The sequence below is a fragment of the Gammaproteobacteria bacterium genome, from assembly GCA_034522055.1.
Taxonomy (GTDB): Bacteria; Pseudomonadota; Gammaproteobacteria; order JAABTG01; family JAABTG01; genus JAABTG01.
Map to the genome: position 1 here is coordinate 408,432 of JAXHLS010000002.1, position 17,290 is coordinate 425,721.

Sequence of the window (17,290 nt, forward strand, 5' to 3'; positions counted from 1 at the left end):
CAGCCGACGGAACCCCGGCGGTTTGCGGTCGCGGATGTCGGTTGTCGGTTGTCGGTTGTCGGGAGCAACCGATCCTGGACTGGCGAGTTCCAGCCCGGCCTGGGTGTATGGCGCGGGGCCGGCTCTCGGGATAAATCCCGACCCACACCCGGGGCTCAGATCTCGCGGATGCCGTCGGAGGGTTCGATGCCGGCCGCCCGGAAGCCGCCCAGCAGGGCCGCCATGACGGCGGCCACCAGGGTGATACCCAGGGCCCAGGCGTAATGCTCCGGTAGCAGCAGGCAGATGGTGTCGCGGGTGGCCATCTGGGCCGCCAGCATGCGGTTGATGGTCTCCTGCACCACCACGTAGATGAGGGAGCCGAGGGCCCAGCCCAGCACGCCGGTGAACAGCGACTGGAGCAAGGGGAAGCCGATGATGGAGCCGGTGCGGAAACCCACCAGACGCAGGATGCTGAGTTCCCGGCGCTTGCGGTCCACGTTGGCCCACAGGCTCGCCCCCAGGGACAGAGAGAAGCCCACCAGCCCCACCACCGCCACCACCCAGAACAGCAGGGAGAGGTTACGGTCGATGGCCTGAACGCTCTCGATCTCGGCGGCGTTGGTACGCACCTCCATGCCGGCGGCCTCGAGGGCGTCGCGCAGCCCGGCCACGTCGCCGATGGCGGCGGCGTAGAGGCGGTAGCTCGGATAGCGCCGCTCCTCGCCCACCGCCGGATCGCCATCCCAGCCCAGCGCCGCCACCCGGCGACCGTCGCGGAAATCCTCCATGGCGGTGACGAAGGGCACGGCTACGAAGGCGCCATCCCGGCCGAAGGCCGTGGCCGGGGCGACGGCCGTCACTTCCACTTCCAGGGTCTCGCGCTCCCGCTGGCCGCGGAAACGGCGGCTCACGCTGGCCCTGACGGTATCCCCCGGCCCCACCTCCAACTGGCGCGCCGCGGCGGCCGAGAGCACCGCCTGGTGGAAACCCGTGGGGGCCGCGGTGCCCGAGGGCAGCAGGGGATCGCCGGGCCCCGAGGGGATCAGCTCCACGTCGATGATGCGCCCGGCCTGCTCGCTGTGGACCTTGATGGTGGAGGCCAGGGAGCGCGTCTCGGGCACCAGGAAACCGACATCGGGGCGGGCAGCCATGGTGTCGAACCAGGCAGGGGTGAAGCGGCCGCTGCCGACGTTGCGGATCTCGCGGTTGTGGGGGTTCTGCACCAGGTCCTCGACCATGTGGGTGACGATGCCGAACTTGAGGCCGAACAGCACCATCATGGGCCCCAGCACCGCCGCCAGGGCGAGGATGAAGCAGGTGGACATGCGCCACTCGTGGACGTAGTCCCGCAGGGCCAGATAAAGGATATTGCCGAGCTGGGTGCGTGCCATCAGTCGCTGAACACCGATTCGGTGACGTTGTCCGCCTTCTGGCGGGTGTGGTGGGTCAGCTTGCGCAGGTCCAGGCGGTCCACCTGGGCCCAGTCGTGGCTGGCCACCAGCACCGTCATGCCGAGGTTCTCCACCAACCCCATGAACAGGCGCATGATGCGCCGCCCGGTGATGGGGTCGAGCGACGCCGTGGGCTCGTCGGCGATCACCACGCTGGGCTCGTGGGCCAGGGCGCGGGCGATGGCCACCCGCTGGCGCTCGCCCGCCGACAGCAGGCCGGGCAGCTTGTCCAGGTGGCCCTCGATGCCCATGCCCTCGGCCAGGCGGCGGGTACTCTCGCCTTCCGACAGCCCCTGGAGGCGCCGCGACAGGGCGATGTTGTCCCGCACCGTCAGGTAGGGCAACAGGCCGCCGGTCTGCAGTACGTAGCCGATATGGCGCTTGCGCAGGTCACTGAGGCGGTTGCGTTTGTTCTTCTTCCACAACCACTGCACGTCCTGCTCGGCGCTGTCCCGGGGAGTGAAGAGAAACTCCTCGGCCTCGTTGGGCTGCAGCACCATGGCCAGCAGGTCCAGCAGGGTACTCTTGCCACAACCGCTCTGGCCCACCATGGCCACCCGCTCACCGGGCTGGATGCTGAGTTCCGGCACCACCAGGCGGAAGGTGGACGACTGGGTCGTGCGGGTCTTGACCACCTCCCGCAGGCGATAGACCGGCGGCATTCAGGGCAGAAGCTCCAGGGCCACCGGAAACACCGAGTCGCCGGTGACGGCACCGCCGTCCAGGGACACCCACAGATCGGTGTTGTCGTGCAGCGCGGTGTAGTAGTTGATCTTGGCCTCGATGCGGTGGATGAACTCGATCTGCTCCCGGGCGGGCCACTCGGCCCAGTCGTCCAGGGAGACGTTCATCACCTCGCCGGTATAGGGCAGGTCCTCGATGTATTCGCGCATGTAGCCCAGATCCGCCAGGTTCTGGCCACCGGCCCCCGCCACCCGGGTGCTGCCCGGGGCGGCGGAGGGATCGCGGGACAGGCTCGCCGCCACGCTCTTGAGGTCGTTGATGAAACCACCGGGGGACAGCAGGCCTTCCTCGGCGGCCTGGAGGACGCGGCGCAACACATCCTGCATGTCGCTCAACTGGTCGCGGGTCAGCAGCACCCGCACGTCCACGGTCTGCACGTCGGGGTTCTCGAAGTCGCGGTCCACCAGCCAGGCGTCGAACACCGTGGGGGCCTGTACGCCCTGGCGTTTCTGCAGATAACGCATGCGCAGGGCATAGCCCAGGGTCTCCACCTTCTGCTGCAGGCGCGCGAGTTCACTGGCCTGCCTGGCCACCGGAGTGGTGGCGGGCACCGGCGAGGCCCCCGCTAAGGTCTTGCGTACCTGCTCGGTGAGCTGGATGGCGAGGGCCTCCAGCACGTCGCCGAACTCGTCCACGTCCCCCATGCCCACGCCGTAGTAGAAATCGCCGATGCCGGGATAGGTGGAGAGCACGCGGTACTCGCGCTCCGCCGCGGCGTGGTCCCGGGCACCCTGAGGCGTCAGCAGGTGCATGACCCAGATGGCCACGCCCTTGTCCTGGGCCAGCTGGCGCAGGGCCCGGGTATCGAGGCCGGTGGCCGAGAGGGGGTCGCCACCGCTGCGCGGCCCGGCGTCGGTGACCAGGATGATGAAGCGTGCGTCGAAGTCCCGCCAGTCCATGTCCTCGATGGCACGCTTGATACCCGCGTAGGCATCCTCCTTGAAATCTTTGCTGGAGACCTCGGCCGGCTCCATCTCCGCCACCCGCTCGAAGAAGGTATCCGCCGCCAGTCCGCTCCGCAGATCGGCGAACTCGCGGGTGAGATAGCCGAGTTCGGGACGCACCGCCACGTTGTCGCGATAGGCGATGAGGCCGAAGCTCACCTGATTCTCCAGCTCGGCGACCTCGATGGCATCGTAGACGCCGCGCACCACTTCGCGGGTGCGGTCGATGTAGGGTCCCATGGACACCGTCGAGTCGATGACGAACACCACCCCGGAGCGGTAGTCGCGGGCCGGGGCGGCGGCCTCCTTCTCTTCCAGGGTTTTCGACTCTTCCAGGGGCACCGAGGCCACCTTGAGCATGCGCGCCTGGCGGTCTCCCAGGAACACGTCCTCGTGGTCGAGTATGGGCACCAGATAGAAATTCTCCTGGATGTCGAGGTTGGCACTGGGCTGGATGGCCGCCACCGGGGAATCCGGCCCGATCTCGCCCGCCACCGCCTCGTCATAGAGGGCCCGGTAGGTCTCCAGGTCGCGGCTGTCCACCAGCGCCTTGAGGGACTCGCGGTCGCTGAACAGCATCACCCGATCCCGGCCCAGGGGCTCGCGGAAGGCCACGGTCAGGGACTGCTGCCACTCGATGACCTGGTCCTCCGCCAGCCAGCCGAGGTTCTGGCCGTGGCTGTCGGTCCCCACCCGCACCCAGGGTGCGCCCCCCAGTTCCTGCCGCTCGTAGACATAGAGGGCGGTGAAGGGCACTACGGCGCGGGCCGCGCCGGTCGTGGACGGCTCGTCGTAGAGCACGCTGCCGGGACGGGCCACCACCCGCTGGTACAGGCTCTGCTTGCCCGGCACCAGCAGGGGCTCAGCCGCCATCACCTCGGACGGGGCGCCCGCCAGCAGCACCAGCAGCGCAACGACGATGCGAAAATATGGATACACCATGATCGGGGTCCTTTGCAGTCTCATTGCCATATCAGCAGCAACTGACGGGCCTCGGGGTCGCCGCGGGCCGCCGCGTCCTCGGCCCACCCCCGCAGGTTCGCCAGATAGTCCTCGGCGATGGCGGAGCCGGCATCGGCGGCGACGCGGTACCACTTGAGGGCCTGGGCCGCGATGGGCTCGTCCACCAGGGACTGGGGATCATCCGGCCCCGTGGGATCGTACATGCGCCCCAGCATCAGCGCCGCGGCGGGATCACCCTTGCGGGCGCCATAGAAATACAGCAGGTAGGCATCGGCCAGGTGGCCCTGGGCCTGGAGTTCCCGCGCCTTGGCGAAGATGGCGTCCAGGTCCTCTTCCGATTCGCCGGCCCGCAACCGGGCGATGATGGCGCGCGCCTGGTCACCCCGCTCCCGGGCCCCGGGGTCTTCGGCCGGCGGGGTTGGCTCCGCCTCGGGGACCGGCGGCACCTCGACCATCTCCGTGGCATCGTCCCGCGTCTGCACGTAGACCAGCGCCGCCGCCAGGATCACCACGATGACGGCCACCAGGATACGCGCACCGCGACGTGACTCCTGGGTCTCGGATTGGTTATTCATTCGGATCCATTGGCGTGTGGACGGGGCCGTGGGCGGCGGTTGGGTCTGTTCTCGCCACCGGGCCGCGGGCCGTTGATGATAACCGCAATGCCCGGCAGTGCAAGGAGCGACGGTGCAGAGTCAGCAGATCCCCACCCGGCAACCCAGGATGCCACAGAACAGCGCCATCCTCAGGGACACGGCCCCGCGGATCTGGGTGAAATAGGCGTTGTGGGTGGAGTTGTTCAACAGGTCGCTGAACACCTGGGTCTGGATGCGGGGATTGAGCACCATGGCGTCCTTGCGCAGATAGCTCATGCCCTCGATGAGTTCCATGCGGGTGTACTGATGGGGCGTCCCGCTGTGGATGTAGACCACGTCCAGCTCGGGCACGATATTCTGATAGGCCTTCATCTTGGAGTCCATGGGATGGAGTTCCTCCACCAGCTGGATGGTGATCCCCGCGTCCTCCAACTGCTCGCGCTCATGACACACGAACATGTTGTCCCGGCGTTCGAAGAACACCACCCGTTCCACGGCATGGGGGAAACGGGCCAGGGCGAGGAGGAAACTGCGAATGGTGCGGGTGCGGGCATGGTGGCCGAATATGCCGATCTGCAGCGGGTTGCCGGCGGTCTTGGGGTCCAGCAGGTCGGGACGCCACTTGAAGAGGGTGTAGAGGTCCGCCATGGCGTTGGTGGGATGTTCGTCTTCGCCGTTGCCGGCGTTGATGACCGGGATCTCGAACATGCCCACCATCTCGGTGAGTTCCTGGCCCTCGATGGTGCGCAGCACCGCGGCATCGCCGTAGGCGTTGCATAACTGCACCAGCTCGTCGGGGGCATGGCGGTGGAGGGTGATCTGGTCGACGGCCTTCTCGAAGTTGAGCAGGCTGCCACCCATGCGCAGCCACGCGGAGTTGAAGGACAGACGGGTGTGGCTGCGGGAGTTGTCCCAGAACAGGTTGCTCAGGATCTTGCCTTCGAGGGGGTGTTCGTCGCGGGCCTTGCACTTCTCGATGACCCCCGCGAGGCGCAGTATCTGCAGCAGCAGGGGGGCGTCAAAATGGGCGATGGACAGCACGTGGCGGTTACGCAGGCGCTGCATCTGCTGCGCATCCTCCGGAATGGCGTCCACCAAGGCCTGGACGCGCGCCGGGTCCCGCACCTCGTGTTCGACACGCGCGGACCGGGTGACCGGCCCTGGCAATTCCTCTTGACTCATGTTAGCTCCTCTATCGCAACGCCGGGGTGAACCGCGACGGTGAGGGTATAGGCGGCGGCAGGCACCCATGATGCCGGCACTCGAATCGCCGGTCCCGACCCGGAGGTGGCCGAATCACCCCTCGGCTCGGCCACCGGTGTTTCCCAAACAGGCGTTGAATCATAGCGCAGTCGGACGCGCGCCTTCTATCCTGCCCCCTCCCCGGGAGATGGCTTTAGTCCCGTTCAGGAACCATACTTTTCCCACTCGGCCGCAACCCGCACCCCATCATGGAAGTTGAACTGAGATCCTTTCTGTTGCTGTTCGTGTTGCTCAACCCCTTCATCCTGAGCATCTACCTGCTCGAGCTGGTGAAGGAACTGAGCCTGCGCGAGTTCTCGACGCAAATCGTCAAGGCCGCCGTACTCAGCTTCGCCATCTTCCTGGTATTCGCCTGGGCCGGTGATCGCATCTTCGCCGACGTGCTGCAGATCCGTTTCCTGGCCTTCATGATCTTCGGTGGGGTCATTTTTCTCATCGTCGGGGTGCGCCTGATCCTCGGCATCGGCCCGCCCGTGGAGGTCCCCTCCGCCGGGCACCACGACATGTCGGGGGCCATCGCCATGCCCTTCATCGTCGGGCCCGGCACCATCAGCGCCGTGGTCATCATCAGCAGCAACCATGACTTCGGCGTCACCGTGACCACCATCACCCTGGCCATGGTGGCCGCGGTGACGGCCCTGCTGGTCCTCAAGTGGCTGCATGATTTCGTGCGCTACCGCAACGAGCGCTACGTGGAGCGCTACACGGAGATCGCCGGCCGCGTCACCGCCCTGTTCACGGGCAGCTTCGCCATCGACATGATCCTGAAGGGCTTCGAACGCTGGATGATAGAACTCCCCCCATGAGCCACACCCCACACCCAAACGATTTCCCAGTCCCCTTTCCACCATTCACTATTCACTATTCCCCTTTCCCCTTTCCCCTTTCCCCTTTCCCTTTTCCCTATTCACCTCACCATTCACTATCCTCAATCCCCCCCCCCAATGCACCAACCCCACGGATCCGCTACCGTAGCCCCACCATGACATCCCTGCTTAAATTCTTCATCGTCATCGTGCTGGTGCAGGGTGCCACGGCCGCCCTCATGGTGGGCGCCGTGGACCCGCGGTTCGAGAGCGCCTGGTTCTTCTTCGCCTCGAGCGCCTTCATCATCGCGGTGCTGGCGACCATCTGGTTCCACACCAGGTTCAAGCGTATGAAGAACGCCGCCCGCGCCCGCACCCGCGAGGAGTTCATCGCCGAACGGGAGGCCCTGCTGCTGAAGACCGAACGAGAGAAACGGAAGGTGGTGGAGGCCAGCCACCGGGAACGTCAGAAACTGGCGGAGCAGAGCCACCAGCAGCAGCAGCGCCTGCTGGAAGAGAGCCACCGGCGGGTGACGAGGGAGACCGGCCGCGTGCGGACCTACGCCGGCATCAAGCTGTGGGTGGCGCTGGCGGCCCTGGCCGCCCTCGGCTCCGTGCTCATATTCGCCCAATTCATCACCTTCGGCGCCCTCGCCCTGTCTGGGGCCGGGGGCACGCTCATCGGTTACAGCCTGCGGGCCCGTCAGGGTCGCTTGGCGCCGCACCCCGAATCGCCCGCGGCCAAACCCGGCCTGCTGCACAGGCTGCTGGGACGAAGCGACGCCGCGCCCGGCAGGGGGCCATCCCCGGACTCGCAGTCGCCGCCACGGCGCCCCGAATAGCGGGGCGTCCCGGCATCGATCCGGCCATCGAGCACGGAGCGTCATGGAAGGCGGGGGCGCCGCGCGTTGCAAAATGCCACGGAATTGCCTATTTTCCTGCGGTTTGCTCCCCATCGGACCTATCCATGCCCCTGTCTACACCCCGTGCCCGCCGCCACTATCACACCCGTCGCGTCCACTGCGAGGGCTATCTGCGCGAGGATGGCCTGTGGGATATCGAGGCCCGCTTGGGCGACACCAAGACCTACGCCTTCGACAACGACGAACGGGGCCGTGTCGAGCCTGGCCAGTTGTTGCATGGCATGGCGCTGCGACTCACCCTCGATGATGCCATGGTCATCCAGGGGGTGGAGGCGGCCATCGACCACAGCCCCTTTGACATGTGTACGGATATCACGGACCACTACCATAGCCTGGTGGGTCTCACCATCAAGCCCGGCTTCACCCTGCGTCTGAAAGAACGTGTGGGGGGCACCCGGGGCTGCACCCACCTCACCGAGCTCATTGGCGTGATGGCCACCGTGGCCTTCCAGACCATCCATGGCTCCGGCGACCGGGCGGTGGCCGAAGGTCGCAAGGCACCGCCAGACGACGGAGGCCGCCCGGCGCACCTGGGAGGATGCCACGCCCTGGCCAGCCACAGCCCCGTGGTGGCCCTGCACTGGCCGCAACACTTCGCCGGAGAAGCGGTAGAGGGCTGAGGTCTCACCATGGCCCGCGGGATCTCCTAGAATAGGCCTTGAGCATGCGGCCCCTGGCCGGCACCCGGGCCGCCACACCCACACCAGGACGGAGGTAAGCGGACCATGGAGTCCATCAGTTTCGAGCAATGGCTGCATGCCAGCGATGCCGAGAGGAACGCCATTCTGGCCCAGTGGCAATCGGACCCCGAGGCCGGGCGGTCCATCGTCGCTGCGGTGGCGCGCCTGTTCCAGAAGGAGTGCATCTACGAGGTGAATGCCGCGGAGATCGCCCGGGAGGGCGCCTCATGGCTCATCAATGCCTATATCGATACCGACGATTACGCTTTGCTGAGCAAGCGCAAGCTGGTGAAATTCCTTGGTATTCCCATCCGTTTTCACGAGTCCAGAGGGCCCGCCACCAGCCACTGACGGGGCCGCCATCGGCAAACCGGCGCCGGCCCTGTCGAACAGCACCATCGGAACCGCTCGAGGAGGTAGCCATGACCCGCATCACCCGTCTCTCCATGCCGGCCCGCGCCGCCGCGCACGACCCTGGCGCGCCCGCGCCATGAGTGCGCCCAAACAGCCCGACGACAACCGCCTCGACCGCATAGTCAGGGATGCCCGACGCGACAGCGAGGAACGCGACCGCGGCTACCGCGAGCAGGCCCTCAGGATGTATCCCTGGATATGCGGGCGCTGCGGGCGCGAGTTCACCCGCGAGAACCTGCGCGAACTGACGGTCCACCACCGCGACCACAACCACGACAACAATCCCGCCGACGGCAGCAACTGGGAACTGCTGTGCCTGTACTGCCACGACAACGAGCACGCCCGGCAGCTCGAGGCCACGGGCGTGGTAGCGGGCAAGGGTGACGAGGGCTCCGCCATGACCCAGCGTCCCTTCGCCGCCCTCGGCGATCTATTCAAGAAATAGCCCCGACGCGTCGCCGGTGAAACGGGCCATAGTGGGCTACCACCGGGACGACGAAGGCCACTGGGTGGCGCGCCTGGCCTGTGGCCACGACCAGCACGTACGCCATCAGCCCCCCTTCATCCAGCGCCCGTGGGTAACGAACCCTGGCGGCCGCACGGCCCATCTGGGCACCACCCTCGAGTGCCTCAAGTGCCAACGCGGCGAGCCGCGGGACCGGCCGGCGGAGCCGGAACGCCCCCCTATGCCACCGGACCCGGACGCAACGCCCCGTTGACGCCCCGGGGCGGGGCGAAGAGGGGTACAATCATCCCTTTTCCAGGCCCGGCGTGGGAAAGCATCAGTCTGAAGAGGAGCCTGCCCATGTCCCAACCCCCTGGCGCCGAACGCCGGATCCATCCCCGCTTTGCCGCCCACTTGCGGGTGCGGGTGCGCGACGTGGAGATGTACACCGCCAACGTCTCGCGCTCCGGCATGCAGATCGCCTGTGCCGTAACTTTAGCCACCATCATCCAGCGCGACCTGGACAGCGGCAGCCTGAGGCTGGAACTGGAATTACCCGCAGGCGGGCGCGTGGCCATGACGTCGGAAGTGCGTTATGTGGCGGAGGTGGAGGATGAACTCCTCATCGGCATCCAGCACACGGGCTTCGAGGGTGATGGAGAGGACCGCTATGAGCAGTTCTGCGCGGCGGCCTGCAAATACCGTGCCGTCTGATGCCATGTCGCCCGTCAGCTGCCGCCGCCCTCGGTGGCGATGCGTTCCTCCATGGAATGGAGCAGCTCGCCGGCGAAGCGGCACAGCAGAGTCACCAGGGTGAGGTCGTCGACGGTGAAGGTATGACCCTTCACCTTGTTGAGGATCTCCACCACGCCGAGGACCCGCCCGCCCCCCACGATAGGCGAACACAGCACGGTGTGGGTCTCGAAGCCGAAGTGGTCATCCACACTCGAGAAGAAACGGTCGTCCTTGTGCACGTCGTCCACGATGGTGGGCTCCTGGTTCTCCACCACCCAGCCAGAGATGCCCCGACCCTTGGGCACGCGGAAACCGAAGATCTGCTCCTGCGGTATGCGCCCCATAGCCAGCACAAACACCAGGTCACCGGTGTCCTCGTCCAGGATCATCAGGGACCCATCCTCGGCGCTGATGGCATCCAGGGAACTCTTGAGGATCTGGCGCAACAGGGCCATGGTGTCCTCGGGCCCTGTGCGGCGCCGGCTCGCGTCGGCGAGGTCCTGCAGGGAGCGCACGAAATGGCGCAGCGACATCAACTCGTTGCCGAGGAGCCGGTTCTCCTCTTCCAGACGCGTCAACTCTTCGTGGAACCGCTGGGTCTCGCTTTCAGGCACGTGCTTCTCCCATGATGTGATGGGCCACCGCGGCGGGACGCGAATACGCCCCCCATGACACGCCGGTCCGACACGGCGCGGCAAATGCTCAGTTTAGCGATAAATTGACCGCGGCGCCCGCAAACCGATAAGGACTAAACTGAAGATCAGCGGGCCAAGAAAAACCACCGTTGAAAGATGCCGGCCGATCATGATGCCATGGGCCCTGGCCTATGAGCTATGAGCTATGAGCTATGAGCTATGAGCTATGAGCTATGAGCTATGAGCTATGGGCTATGGGGCGTGACACGACCCTCTTCGCCGTTCTAGCCACCGGCACCGCGCACGCCTAACCACACGCCACAACGAGGGATGCACCATAATGTTCGAAACCGCCGAACTGGGCCGCCAGGTCGCCCGCAAGGAATACAAGGAGCAGGTTCCGAGGCTGCGAGAGAGGTTGCTCGAGGTCCAGCAGGAGCTGCGCCGCGTGAAGGCGCCGGTGGTCCTGGTGTTCGCCGGCGTGGACGGCGCCGGCAAGGGGGAGACCATCAACCTGCTATCGGGCTGGATGGACCCGCGCTGGATGGTCACCCACGCCTACACGGAACCCTCCCAGGAGGAGCGGGAGCGCCCGCCCTACTGGCGCTATTGGCGCGACCTGCCCGCCAAGGGGCGTATCGGCATCTTCCTCAGCGCGTGGTATTCCCAGCCCGTGCTGGACCGCGTCAACGAACGCATCACCACGGCCGAGCTCGATGAACGCCTGGACCGCGTCATCGCCTTCGAGAAGGCCCTCGCCGATGATAATGCCCTGGTGGTCAAGTTCTGGATGCACCTCGGCAAGGAGGCCCAGAAGAAGCGTCTCAAGTGCCTGGAGAAGGACCCCCGGCAGGCGTGGCGGGTCACCGAGTCCGACTGGCACCACTGGCGCCTCTACGACAACTTCGTGATGGCGGCGGAGCGGGCCATCATGCGTACCAGCACCGGCCACGCCCCCTGGCATATCGTCGAGGGCTACGACTCCAATTACCGCAGCCTCACCGTGGCCAACATCCTGCTGGAGTCCATCTCCCGGCACCTGCGGCGGGTGGAGGCAGAGCGTGAGACCCGGCGCAAGGCCCTGGCCGCGGCCCCCGCGGCGCAAGACGACCGCGACCCGCCCCAGGACGGTCCGCCGGACGCCCCCAACGGTGCCCCCTCGGGGTCCGTGCCCACCGCGGACATCCCCACCATCCTGGCCACCCTGGACATGAGTCAGGCCCTGGGCAAGAAGGCCTACAAGACCGAACTGGACCGCTACCAGGGGCGCCTCAACCAACTCCAGCAGCAGGCCTGGGAGCGGGGGATCTCCACCCTGGGGGTGTTCGAGGGCTGGGACGCCGCGGGCAAGGGGGGAGCCATCCGGCGCTGCACGGCGGCCCTGGACGCCCGCCGCTACGAGGTGATCCCCTTCGCCGCTCCCAGCGACGAGGAGCGGGCTCACCATTACCTGTGGCGCTTCTGGCGCCACCTCGGCCGCGCCGGCCGCGTCACCTTCTTCGACCGCAGCTGGTACGGCCGGGTGCTGGTGGAACGGGTGGAGGGCTTCACCCACGAGGAGGACTGGATGCGGGCCTATGCGGAGATCAACGACTTCGAGGCCCAGTTGGTGGAGAGCGGCATCGTGCTGGTGAAGTTCTGGCTCCACATCACCCCGGAGGAACAGTACGCCCGTTTCAAGGCCCGCGAGGAGGTGGCCTACAAGCGCTGGAAGCTGACAGACGAGGACTGGCGCAACCGCGAGCGGTGGGCGGACTACGAACTGGCCGTCAATGACATGGTGGAGCGCACCAGTACGGCGCCGGCGCCCTGGACCCTGGTGGAGAGCAACGACAAGCGTTTCGCGCGCATCCGCGTGCTCACGACCCTGTGCGCCAGCCTGGAGAAGGCCCTGGCCGAATAGCGGCGGACCCCGCCTATTCCTCCTGGACCCGGGGCCGGTGGGCAGCCACCAGCTCTTGCTGCACCTTGGGCGGCACCGCCTCGTAATGGCTGAAATCCATCAGGAAGGTACCCTCACCCCCCGTCACCGACTTGAGGCGGGACTGATAAGCCTCGAGTTCCGACAGGGGCACCTGCCCCATCACCCGCACCCGGCCGTTGGCCAGGGCGGTGGTGCCGTTGATACGACCCCGCATGCCGGCGAGATCCCCGGTGATGTCGCCGGTACTCGCCGCCGGGGCGTCGATGCGGATGTTCACGATGGGCTCCATCACCACCGGTCTGGCCTTGGCCACGGCGTCCAGGAAGGCCTTGCGGCCCGCCGCCACGAAGGCCACTTCCTTGGAATCGACGGGATGGTGCTTGCCGTCGTAGACCGTGACCCGCAGATCCTGCATGGGAAAGCCCGCCACGGCGCCCTCCTCCGCCACCTGGCGCACTCCCTTCTCCACCGCGGGGATGAACACTGAAGGGATGGCGCCACCCACCACCGCGTCCTCGAACAGCAGGCCCTGACCCTGTTCCAGGGGCTCTACCCGCAGGTACACCTCGCCGAACTGACCGGCCCCGCCGGTCTGTTTTTTATGGCGCGCGTGGCCGTCCGCCAGTGCGCCGATGGTCTCGCGGTAGGGGATGCTGGGGGGGTGGGTATCGGCATGGATGTTGAAGCGCTCGGCCATCTTCTCCAGCACCACCTTGAGATGCAGCTCGCCCTGGCCCCGGATCACCGTCTCGTTGGCCTGGGCGTTGTGCTCCACCCTGAGACAGGGGTCCTCGTCCGCCAGCTTGTGCAGGGCGTCCGAGAGTCTCTTCTCCTCGCCGTGCTGGTTCACCTCGATGGCCAGGCCGTACATGGGCGCAGGGCAGTCGATGGATTTGAGGTGGAAGTGGTCCTCGTCGTGGGAGTCGTGGAGCACGGCATCGAAGTGCAGGTCGTCCACCTTGGCCACCGCACAGATGTCACCCGGCACACCGATGCTCACCTCCCGGCTGTCCCGTCCCTGCACCTTGAGCAGGTGGCCCACCTTGAAGGGCTTGCGCGCATCCCCCACGAACAGCTGGCTGTTGGGAGTCACCGTCCCCTGGTGGACACGGAACAAACCCGTCTTGCCCATGAAGTTGTCATGGCTGACCCTGAACACATGGGCCACCACGTGGCGTTGGGGATCCGGCACCACGGTGACGGGCCGGGCCTGCTTGCCCTCGCCCTTGAGAAAGGGCGGCGCATTACCCTCGGTGGGATTGGGCATCAGGCGCACCATGATGTTCAGCAGCTCCGCCACGCCGGCGCCGGTGGCGGCGGCGGTGAAGCACACGGGGATCAGGTGGCCGTCCCGCAGGGCCTGCTCGAAGGGATCGTGGAGCTGTTCCGGGCGCAGCTCCTGACCCTGCTCCAGATAGACCTCCATGAGGGCCTCATCCACCTCCACCACCTGGTCGATGATGGCGGTATGGGCCGCCGCCACCGAAGAGAAGTCCGTGGCCTCGCCGCCCGGCTGAAAGAAGCAGTCCAGCACCCGGGCGCCGCCATCGGCGGGCAGGTTGATGGGCAGACATTCGGCCCCGAAGGTCTCCTGCAACCGGGCCAGCAGGCCGGGGATGTCGTTGTCGGCATGGTCTATCTTGTTGATCACCACCATGCGGCACAGATTGCGTTTGGCGGCCATCTCCATCATGCGCTGGGTAGTGATCTCGATGCCGGCATCGGCGTCCACCACCACCAAAACGGTTTCCACCGCCGGCAGTACGCTGACGGCCCGGCCGATGAGATCCGGGGATCCGGGGGTATCCAGAATGTTGATATGGCGACCGTCCGTGTCCAGGCTGACCACGGCGGGCTCGAGGGAATGACCCAACCGCTGCTCGAGGGGATCGTAATCGCACACCGTCGTGCCCTTCTCGACGTTGCCGGGCGCGGGGATAGTGCCCGCCTGGTGCAGCAGGGCCTCCACCAGGGTGGTCTTGCCCGCGCCGCCATAACCCACCAGGGCGATGTTGCGGATATCCTCGGTCCGGTACTGTGGCATCAGGGTTCCTCGTCGTATTGGATGGTCTTGCGAAAATGGGCCGGCGTGGTGTCGGGGCGGGGTCAGCGAAGCGAGCCCTGCGCCCTGCGAGGCACTCCCGCGCGCCTGCGCCAAGTCTAACCGTTGTCGCCGCCACGAAGCGCTGACCGGGATCAGTGCCGGCCCGTCATTCGCCCGCCATGGCCCTCTCATTCTTCGGCAGGGGCGGCAGGGACAGCAGGTAGGTGGCGATGGCCTCGCGATCGGACGCGCTAAGATGACGCAGCCCGTTGTCGATGACCTCCGACATCATGCCACCGGTGAAATCACCCTCCGGCGTCATACCACTTTCCAGAAAATACGCCAGGTCGTCCTGATCCCACTGCCCGATACCGTCCTCGGGGTGGGGCGTGATGTTCGGCACGGGGTCGCCATCGGGACCCTCCGGAGTACCGGCATACTTGCGATCGGCGCGCAGATTCCCCATCAGGCCCCGGGGGGTATGGCACTCGCCGCAATGACCGAGAGCCTCGGCCAGATAGGCGCCCCGATTCCATTGGGCCGAGCGGCCCCGATCATCCTGCCATGGCCCGGGAGAGAAATGCAGCAAGCGCCACAGGCGCATGGCCAGGGGCAACTGCAGATACCAGTCGCTATCATGGGTCCGCGATGGTTTGGCCACCGTGGGGCGGGCGGACAGATAGGCCCACATGGCCCGGATGTCGTCTTCGCGCATGCGGGAATAGGCGGTATAGGGAAAGACCGGAAAATAACGCCGGCCGTCGGGGGCCACGCCCTCCCGCAGGGCACGGCGGAAGTCCTCCGCGGTCCAGGCGCCGATGCCGTACTCGGGGTGGGGGGTGATGTTGGGGGCATGGAAGGTGCCGAAGGCCGTCTCGAAGGCGCGGCCACCCTCGAGATGCTCGGACTCGCCCTCCTCCCCGGCGTGGCAGGAGATGCAACCCGCCGCGTACACCACGTACTCGCCGCGCTCCAGCAGATCCGCCGACACCGGTGTACTGGCCACCGCGCCACCCCACCCGAGTAGCATGAGGAGGCTCAGCGCCAGCGCGACTACAACCTTCATGGGATAGCGGGCTTCGGGGTCGCCGGAGACGAAAGGGACCCGGGACTACTCAGTCGTCGTCCTCCTTGAAATCCTCATGGCAGCCCTTGCAGGACTCGCCCAGGGTCTTGAAGGCATCACCGATGGCCGCCTTGTCACCGGAGTCCACGGCCACCACCAGGGCATCCGCCGCCTCCTTGGCCTCATCCGCGGCCTTCTCGAAGTCGGCCCAGCGCTCCCATATCTCCATCTTCGCATCGGTCACACCGAAGTCGGAGCCCTCGGGAAACATGGACTTGATATGCCCCGCCACCCCGGCCACGCCCACGGCATGGGCCTTCATGTGCTCCGTGTAGGACACCTTGCCGCGCACGATCTGCGACATGGCACTCACGTGCCCCCCCTGGGACGCCATGGCCTTCTGGCGATACTTGATGATGTCCTCGGAATCGTCGGCGGCGATCTCCGCCACCGGCCCGGCCATCAGGAGTAAGGCGACGGCAGCGATTGCCATGGGTTTCATGCGTGTCATCATGGTGGGATCCTCCAGCGATTCTTATGGGGTTGTGGCCCGCCGCCGCAGCGGGGAGCTTCAGAGCATTGACTCCGTTACGGGACAATTGTTCTGGAAAGTCCGACGGCTTTCAACGCGTGGTGTCACCGCAGTCCTCGACCTTCCGGCAAAAACTGTCGGTTTACTTTGGGCGTCCGGTAGGCGAGCCTTGCTTAATTGATTCCAAACGATTCTGTCCTGGAATCGCCACCGTCATTCTCAACGAGGCTACAGCGACATGGCTGCAAACGACGCATCGAAGGAAGAGAAGGTCCTGGACATGGTCTACGCGGTGCTGGTGGACGTCATCAAGGACACCACCACCGATCCCCGCCTGCGTCACCCCCTGTCGGAGGGGACGCGCACGAACATCCGCGACTGCCTCGACCTCATCACCGCGCGCCGTATGGAACTCACCAAGGAACGCGGGGCGCATCGTGAGATGCGTCCCCACTATACCGACGAGCCCCAGGATTCCATGGTGGTACAAATGCCCACCACGAAAAAGAGCGCCCGGCAGGACCCCGATCAATCCTGAGGCGCAGGCGGGACAATCACGGGCAACGCCGCTTCATCCATGGCCTTTTCCATGGCCTGGCGGATCAGTTCGAGTTCGCGGCGCGGCGGCCGATAGCCCTCCTGGGTCGAGGCCTTAATCCATCTGACCGCCTCGGCGCTGTCGCGCCGCACACCGAGGCCGAGGGCATACATCTCCCCGAGGTAGAATCGCGCCGGCGCGTAGCCCGCCTCCGCGGCCTCGCGCATCAGCGGCAGGGCCCGCCCCGCGTCGTGCTCCCCCCCGAGACCCTTGAGGTGCATATAGGCCAGTTTGAACTTGGCCTTGACCATGCCGCCCCGTGCCGCCCTGCCGAACCACACCCGCGCGGCCGGACGATCCACCACCACTCCCCGGCCCTTGAGCAGCATATCCCCGACGTGATACTGGGCCCCTGCGTCGCCGGCTTCGGCCCGCACCAGGCGCTCATGGAAGTGCGCCTGCAGCCGATAGTCCACCTCGGCCCGGGCGCTCACCACGGCCATGAGCAAGGCACACGCCAGGGCAGGGAGCCACCGCCGCCACGGTGTCCTACACTCGTATACGACCCGCTGCATGACTACAGGCGCGAACCGTGAATCAACCGC

General features: G+C 66.4%; 19 protein-coding genes. 9 read left to right on the plus strand and 10 right to left on the minus strand.

The features are described from left to right. Positions 1-155 precede the first annotated feature (155 nt). The 5 genes from U5S82_01970 to U5S82_01990 form a co-directional block, all read right to left on the minus strand. Positions 156-1,373 carry an ABC transporter permease gene (locus tag U5S82_01970; GenBank protein MDZ7750434.1) on the minus strand — a complete coding sequence of 406 codons (1,218 nt, stop codon included), beginning with the start codon at positions 1,371-1,373 and terminating at the stop codon, positions 156-158. Further along, positions 1,373-2,095, minus strand: a complete 723-nt coding sequence (locus U5S82_01975) for an ABC transporter ATP-binding protein (GenBank protein MDZ7750435.1) — start codon at positions 2,093-2,095, stop codon at positions 1,373-1,375. Before U5S82_01975 ends, U5S82_01970 begins: the two co-directional genes overlap by 1 nt. After that, positions 2,096-4,063: a vWA domain-containing protein gene (locus tag U5S82_01980; GenBank protein ID MDZ7750436.1), complete on the minus strand. Its 1,968-nt coding sequence runs from the start codon at positions 4,061-4,063 to the stop codon at positions 2,096-2,098. It abuts the gene before it with no gap. Between the two features lie 20 nt (positions 4,064-4,083). Continuing rightward, positions 4,084-4,659: a hypothetical protein gene (locus U5S82_01985; protein ID MDZ7750437.1), complete on the minus strand. Its 576-nt coding sequence runs from the start codon at positions 4,657-4,659 to the stop codon at positions 4,084-4,086. A gap of 120 nt (positions 4,660-4,779) precedes the next feature. Beyond that, positions 4,780-5,862 (minus strand): aspartate carbamoyltransferase, encoded by a 1,083-nt coding sequence (locus tag U5S82_01990; GenBank protein MDZ7750438.1) that lies wholly within the window; start codon positions 5,860-5,862, stop codon positions 4,780-4,782. A 269-nt stretch (positions 5,863-6,131) separates the two neighbouring features. On the opposite strand from U5S82_01990, the gene U5S82_01995 reads away from it, so the two are divergent. The 7 genes from U5S82_01995 to U5S82_02025 all read left to right on the plus strand — a co-directional run bounded on the left by U5S82_01995 (position 6,132) and on the right by U5S82_02025 (position 9,925). After that, positions 6,132-6,749: a MarC family protein gene (locus tag U5S82_01995; GenBank protein ID MDZ7750439.1), complete on the plus strand. Its 618-nt coding sequence runs from the start codon at positions 6,132-6,134 to the stop codon at positions 6,747-6,749. Between the two features lie 176 nt (positions 6,750-6,925). Further along, positions 6,926-7,591 carry a hypothetical protein gene (locus tag U5S82_02000; protein ID MDZ7750440.1) on the plus strand — a complete coding sequence of 222 codons (666 nt, stop codon included), beginning with the start codon at positions 6,926-6,928 and terminating at the stop codon, positions 7,589-7,591. A gap of 125 nt (positions 7,592-7,716) precedes the next feature. Further along, positions 7,717-8,292, plus strand: a complete 576-nt coding sequence (locus U5S82_02005) for a DUF2889 domain-containing protein (protein ID MDZ7750441.1) — start codon at positions 7,717-7,719, stop codon at positions 8,290-8,292. A gap of 105 nt (positions 8,293-8,397) precedes the next feature. Further along, positions 8,398-8,703 (plus strand): hypothetical protein, encoded by a 306-nt coding sequence (locus tag U5S82_02010; GenBank protein ID MDZ7750442.1) that lies wholly within the window; start codon positions 8,398-8,400, stop codon positions 8,701-8,703. 139 nt (positions 8,704-8,842) lie between these two features. Beyond that, positions 8,843-9,211, plus strand: coding sequence for a YajD family HNH nuclease (locus U5S82_02015; GenBank protein MDZ7750443.1), 369 nt, complete (start codon positions 8,843-8,845; stop codon positions 9,209-9,211). A 16-nt stretch (positions 9,212-9,227) separates the two neighbouring features. Next, positions 9,228-9,485, plus strand: coding sequence for a DUF3565 domain-containing protein (locus tag U5S82_02020; GenBank protein ID MDZ7750444.1), 258 nt, complete (start codon positions 9,228-9,230; stop codon positions 9,483-9,485). 86 nt (positions 9,486-9,571) lie between these two features. Beyond that, positions 9,572-9,925 (plus strand): PilZ domain-containing protein, encoded by a 354-nt coding sequence (locus U5S82_02025; GenBank protein ID MDZ7750445.1) that lies wholly within the window; start codon positions 9,572-9,574, stop codon positions 9,923-9,925. A gap of 14 nt (positions 9,926-9,939) precedes the next feature. On the opposite strand, the gene U5S82_02030 is transcribed toward U5S82_02025, so the two are convergent. Next, positions 9,940-10,560: a GAF domain-containing protein gene (locus tag U5S82_02030; GenBank protein MDZ7750446.1), complete on the minus strand. Its 621-nt coding sequence runs from the start codon at positions 10,558-10,560 to the stop codon at positions 9,940-9,942. 361 nt (positions 10,561-10,921) lie between these two features. Here U5S82_02030 and U5S82_02035 point away from each other — a divergent pair, with 361 nt between their 5' ends. After that, the gene (locus tag U5S82_02035) at positions 10,922-12,484 is read left to right on the plus strand and encodes a polyphosphate kinase (protein ID MDZ7750447.1); all 1,563 of its coding nucleotides are present in this window, start codon (positions 10,922-10,924) and stop codon (positions 12,482-12,484) included. Positions 12,485-12,497: 13 nt separating this feature from the next. On the opposite strand, the gene fusA is transcribed toward U5S82_02035, so the two are convergent. The 3 genes from fusA to U5S82_02050 form a co-directional block, all read right to left on the minus strand. Further along, complete coding sequence (gene fusA, locus U5S82_02040) at positions 12,498-14,549, minus strand: elongation factor G (GenBank protein ID MDZ7750448.1); 2,052 nt, start codon at positions 14,547-14,549, stop codon at positions 12,498-12,500. Positions 14,550-14,715: 166 nt separating this feature from the next. Next, the gene (locus U5S82_02045) at positions 14,716-15,615 is read right to left on the minus strand and encodes a cytochrome c (GenBank protein ID MDZ7750449.1); all 900 of its coding nucleotides are present in this window, start codon (positions 15,613-15,615) and stop codon (positions 14,716-14,718) included. A 49-nt stretch (positions 15,616-15,664) separates the two neighbouring features. Next, on the minus strand, positions 15,665-16,117 hold the full coding sequence (locus U5S82_02050; protein ID MDZ7750450.1) for a cytochrome c: 453 nt from the start codon (positions 16,115-16,117) through the stop codon (positions 15,665-15,667). 268 nt (positions 16,118-16,385) lie between these two features. Here U5S82_02050 and U5S82_02055 point away from each other — a divergent pair, with 268 nt between their 5' ends. After that, positions 16,386-16,685: a segregation and condensation protein A gene (locus U5S82_02055; protein ID MDZ7750451.1), complete on the plus strand. Its 300-nt coding sequence runs from the start codon at positions 16,386-16,388 to the stop codon at positions 16,683-16,685. On the opposite strand, the gene U5S82_02060 is transcribed toward U5S82_02055, so the two are convergent. Next, positions 16,676-17,260: a tetratricopeptide repeat protein gene (locus U5S82_02060; protein MDZ7750452.1), complete on the minus strand. Its 585-nt coding sequence runs from the start codon at positions 17,258-17,260 to the stop codon at positions 16,676-16,678. The two genes, U5S82_02055 and U5S82_02060, sit on opposite strands and share 10 nt — an antisense overlap. Positions 17,261-17,290 lie beyond the last annotated feature (30 nt).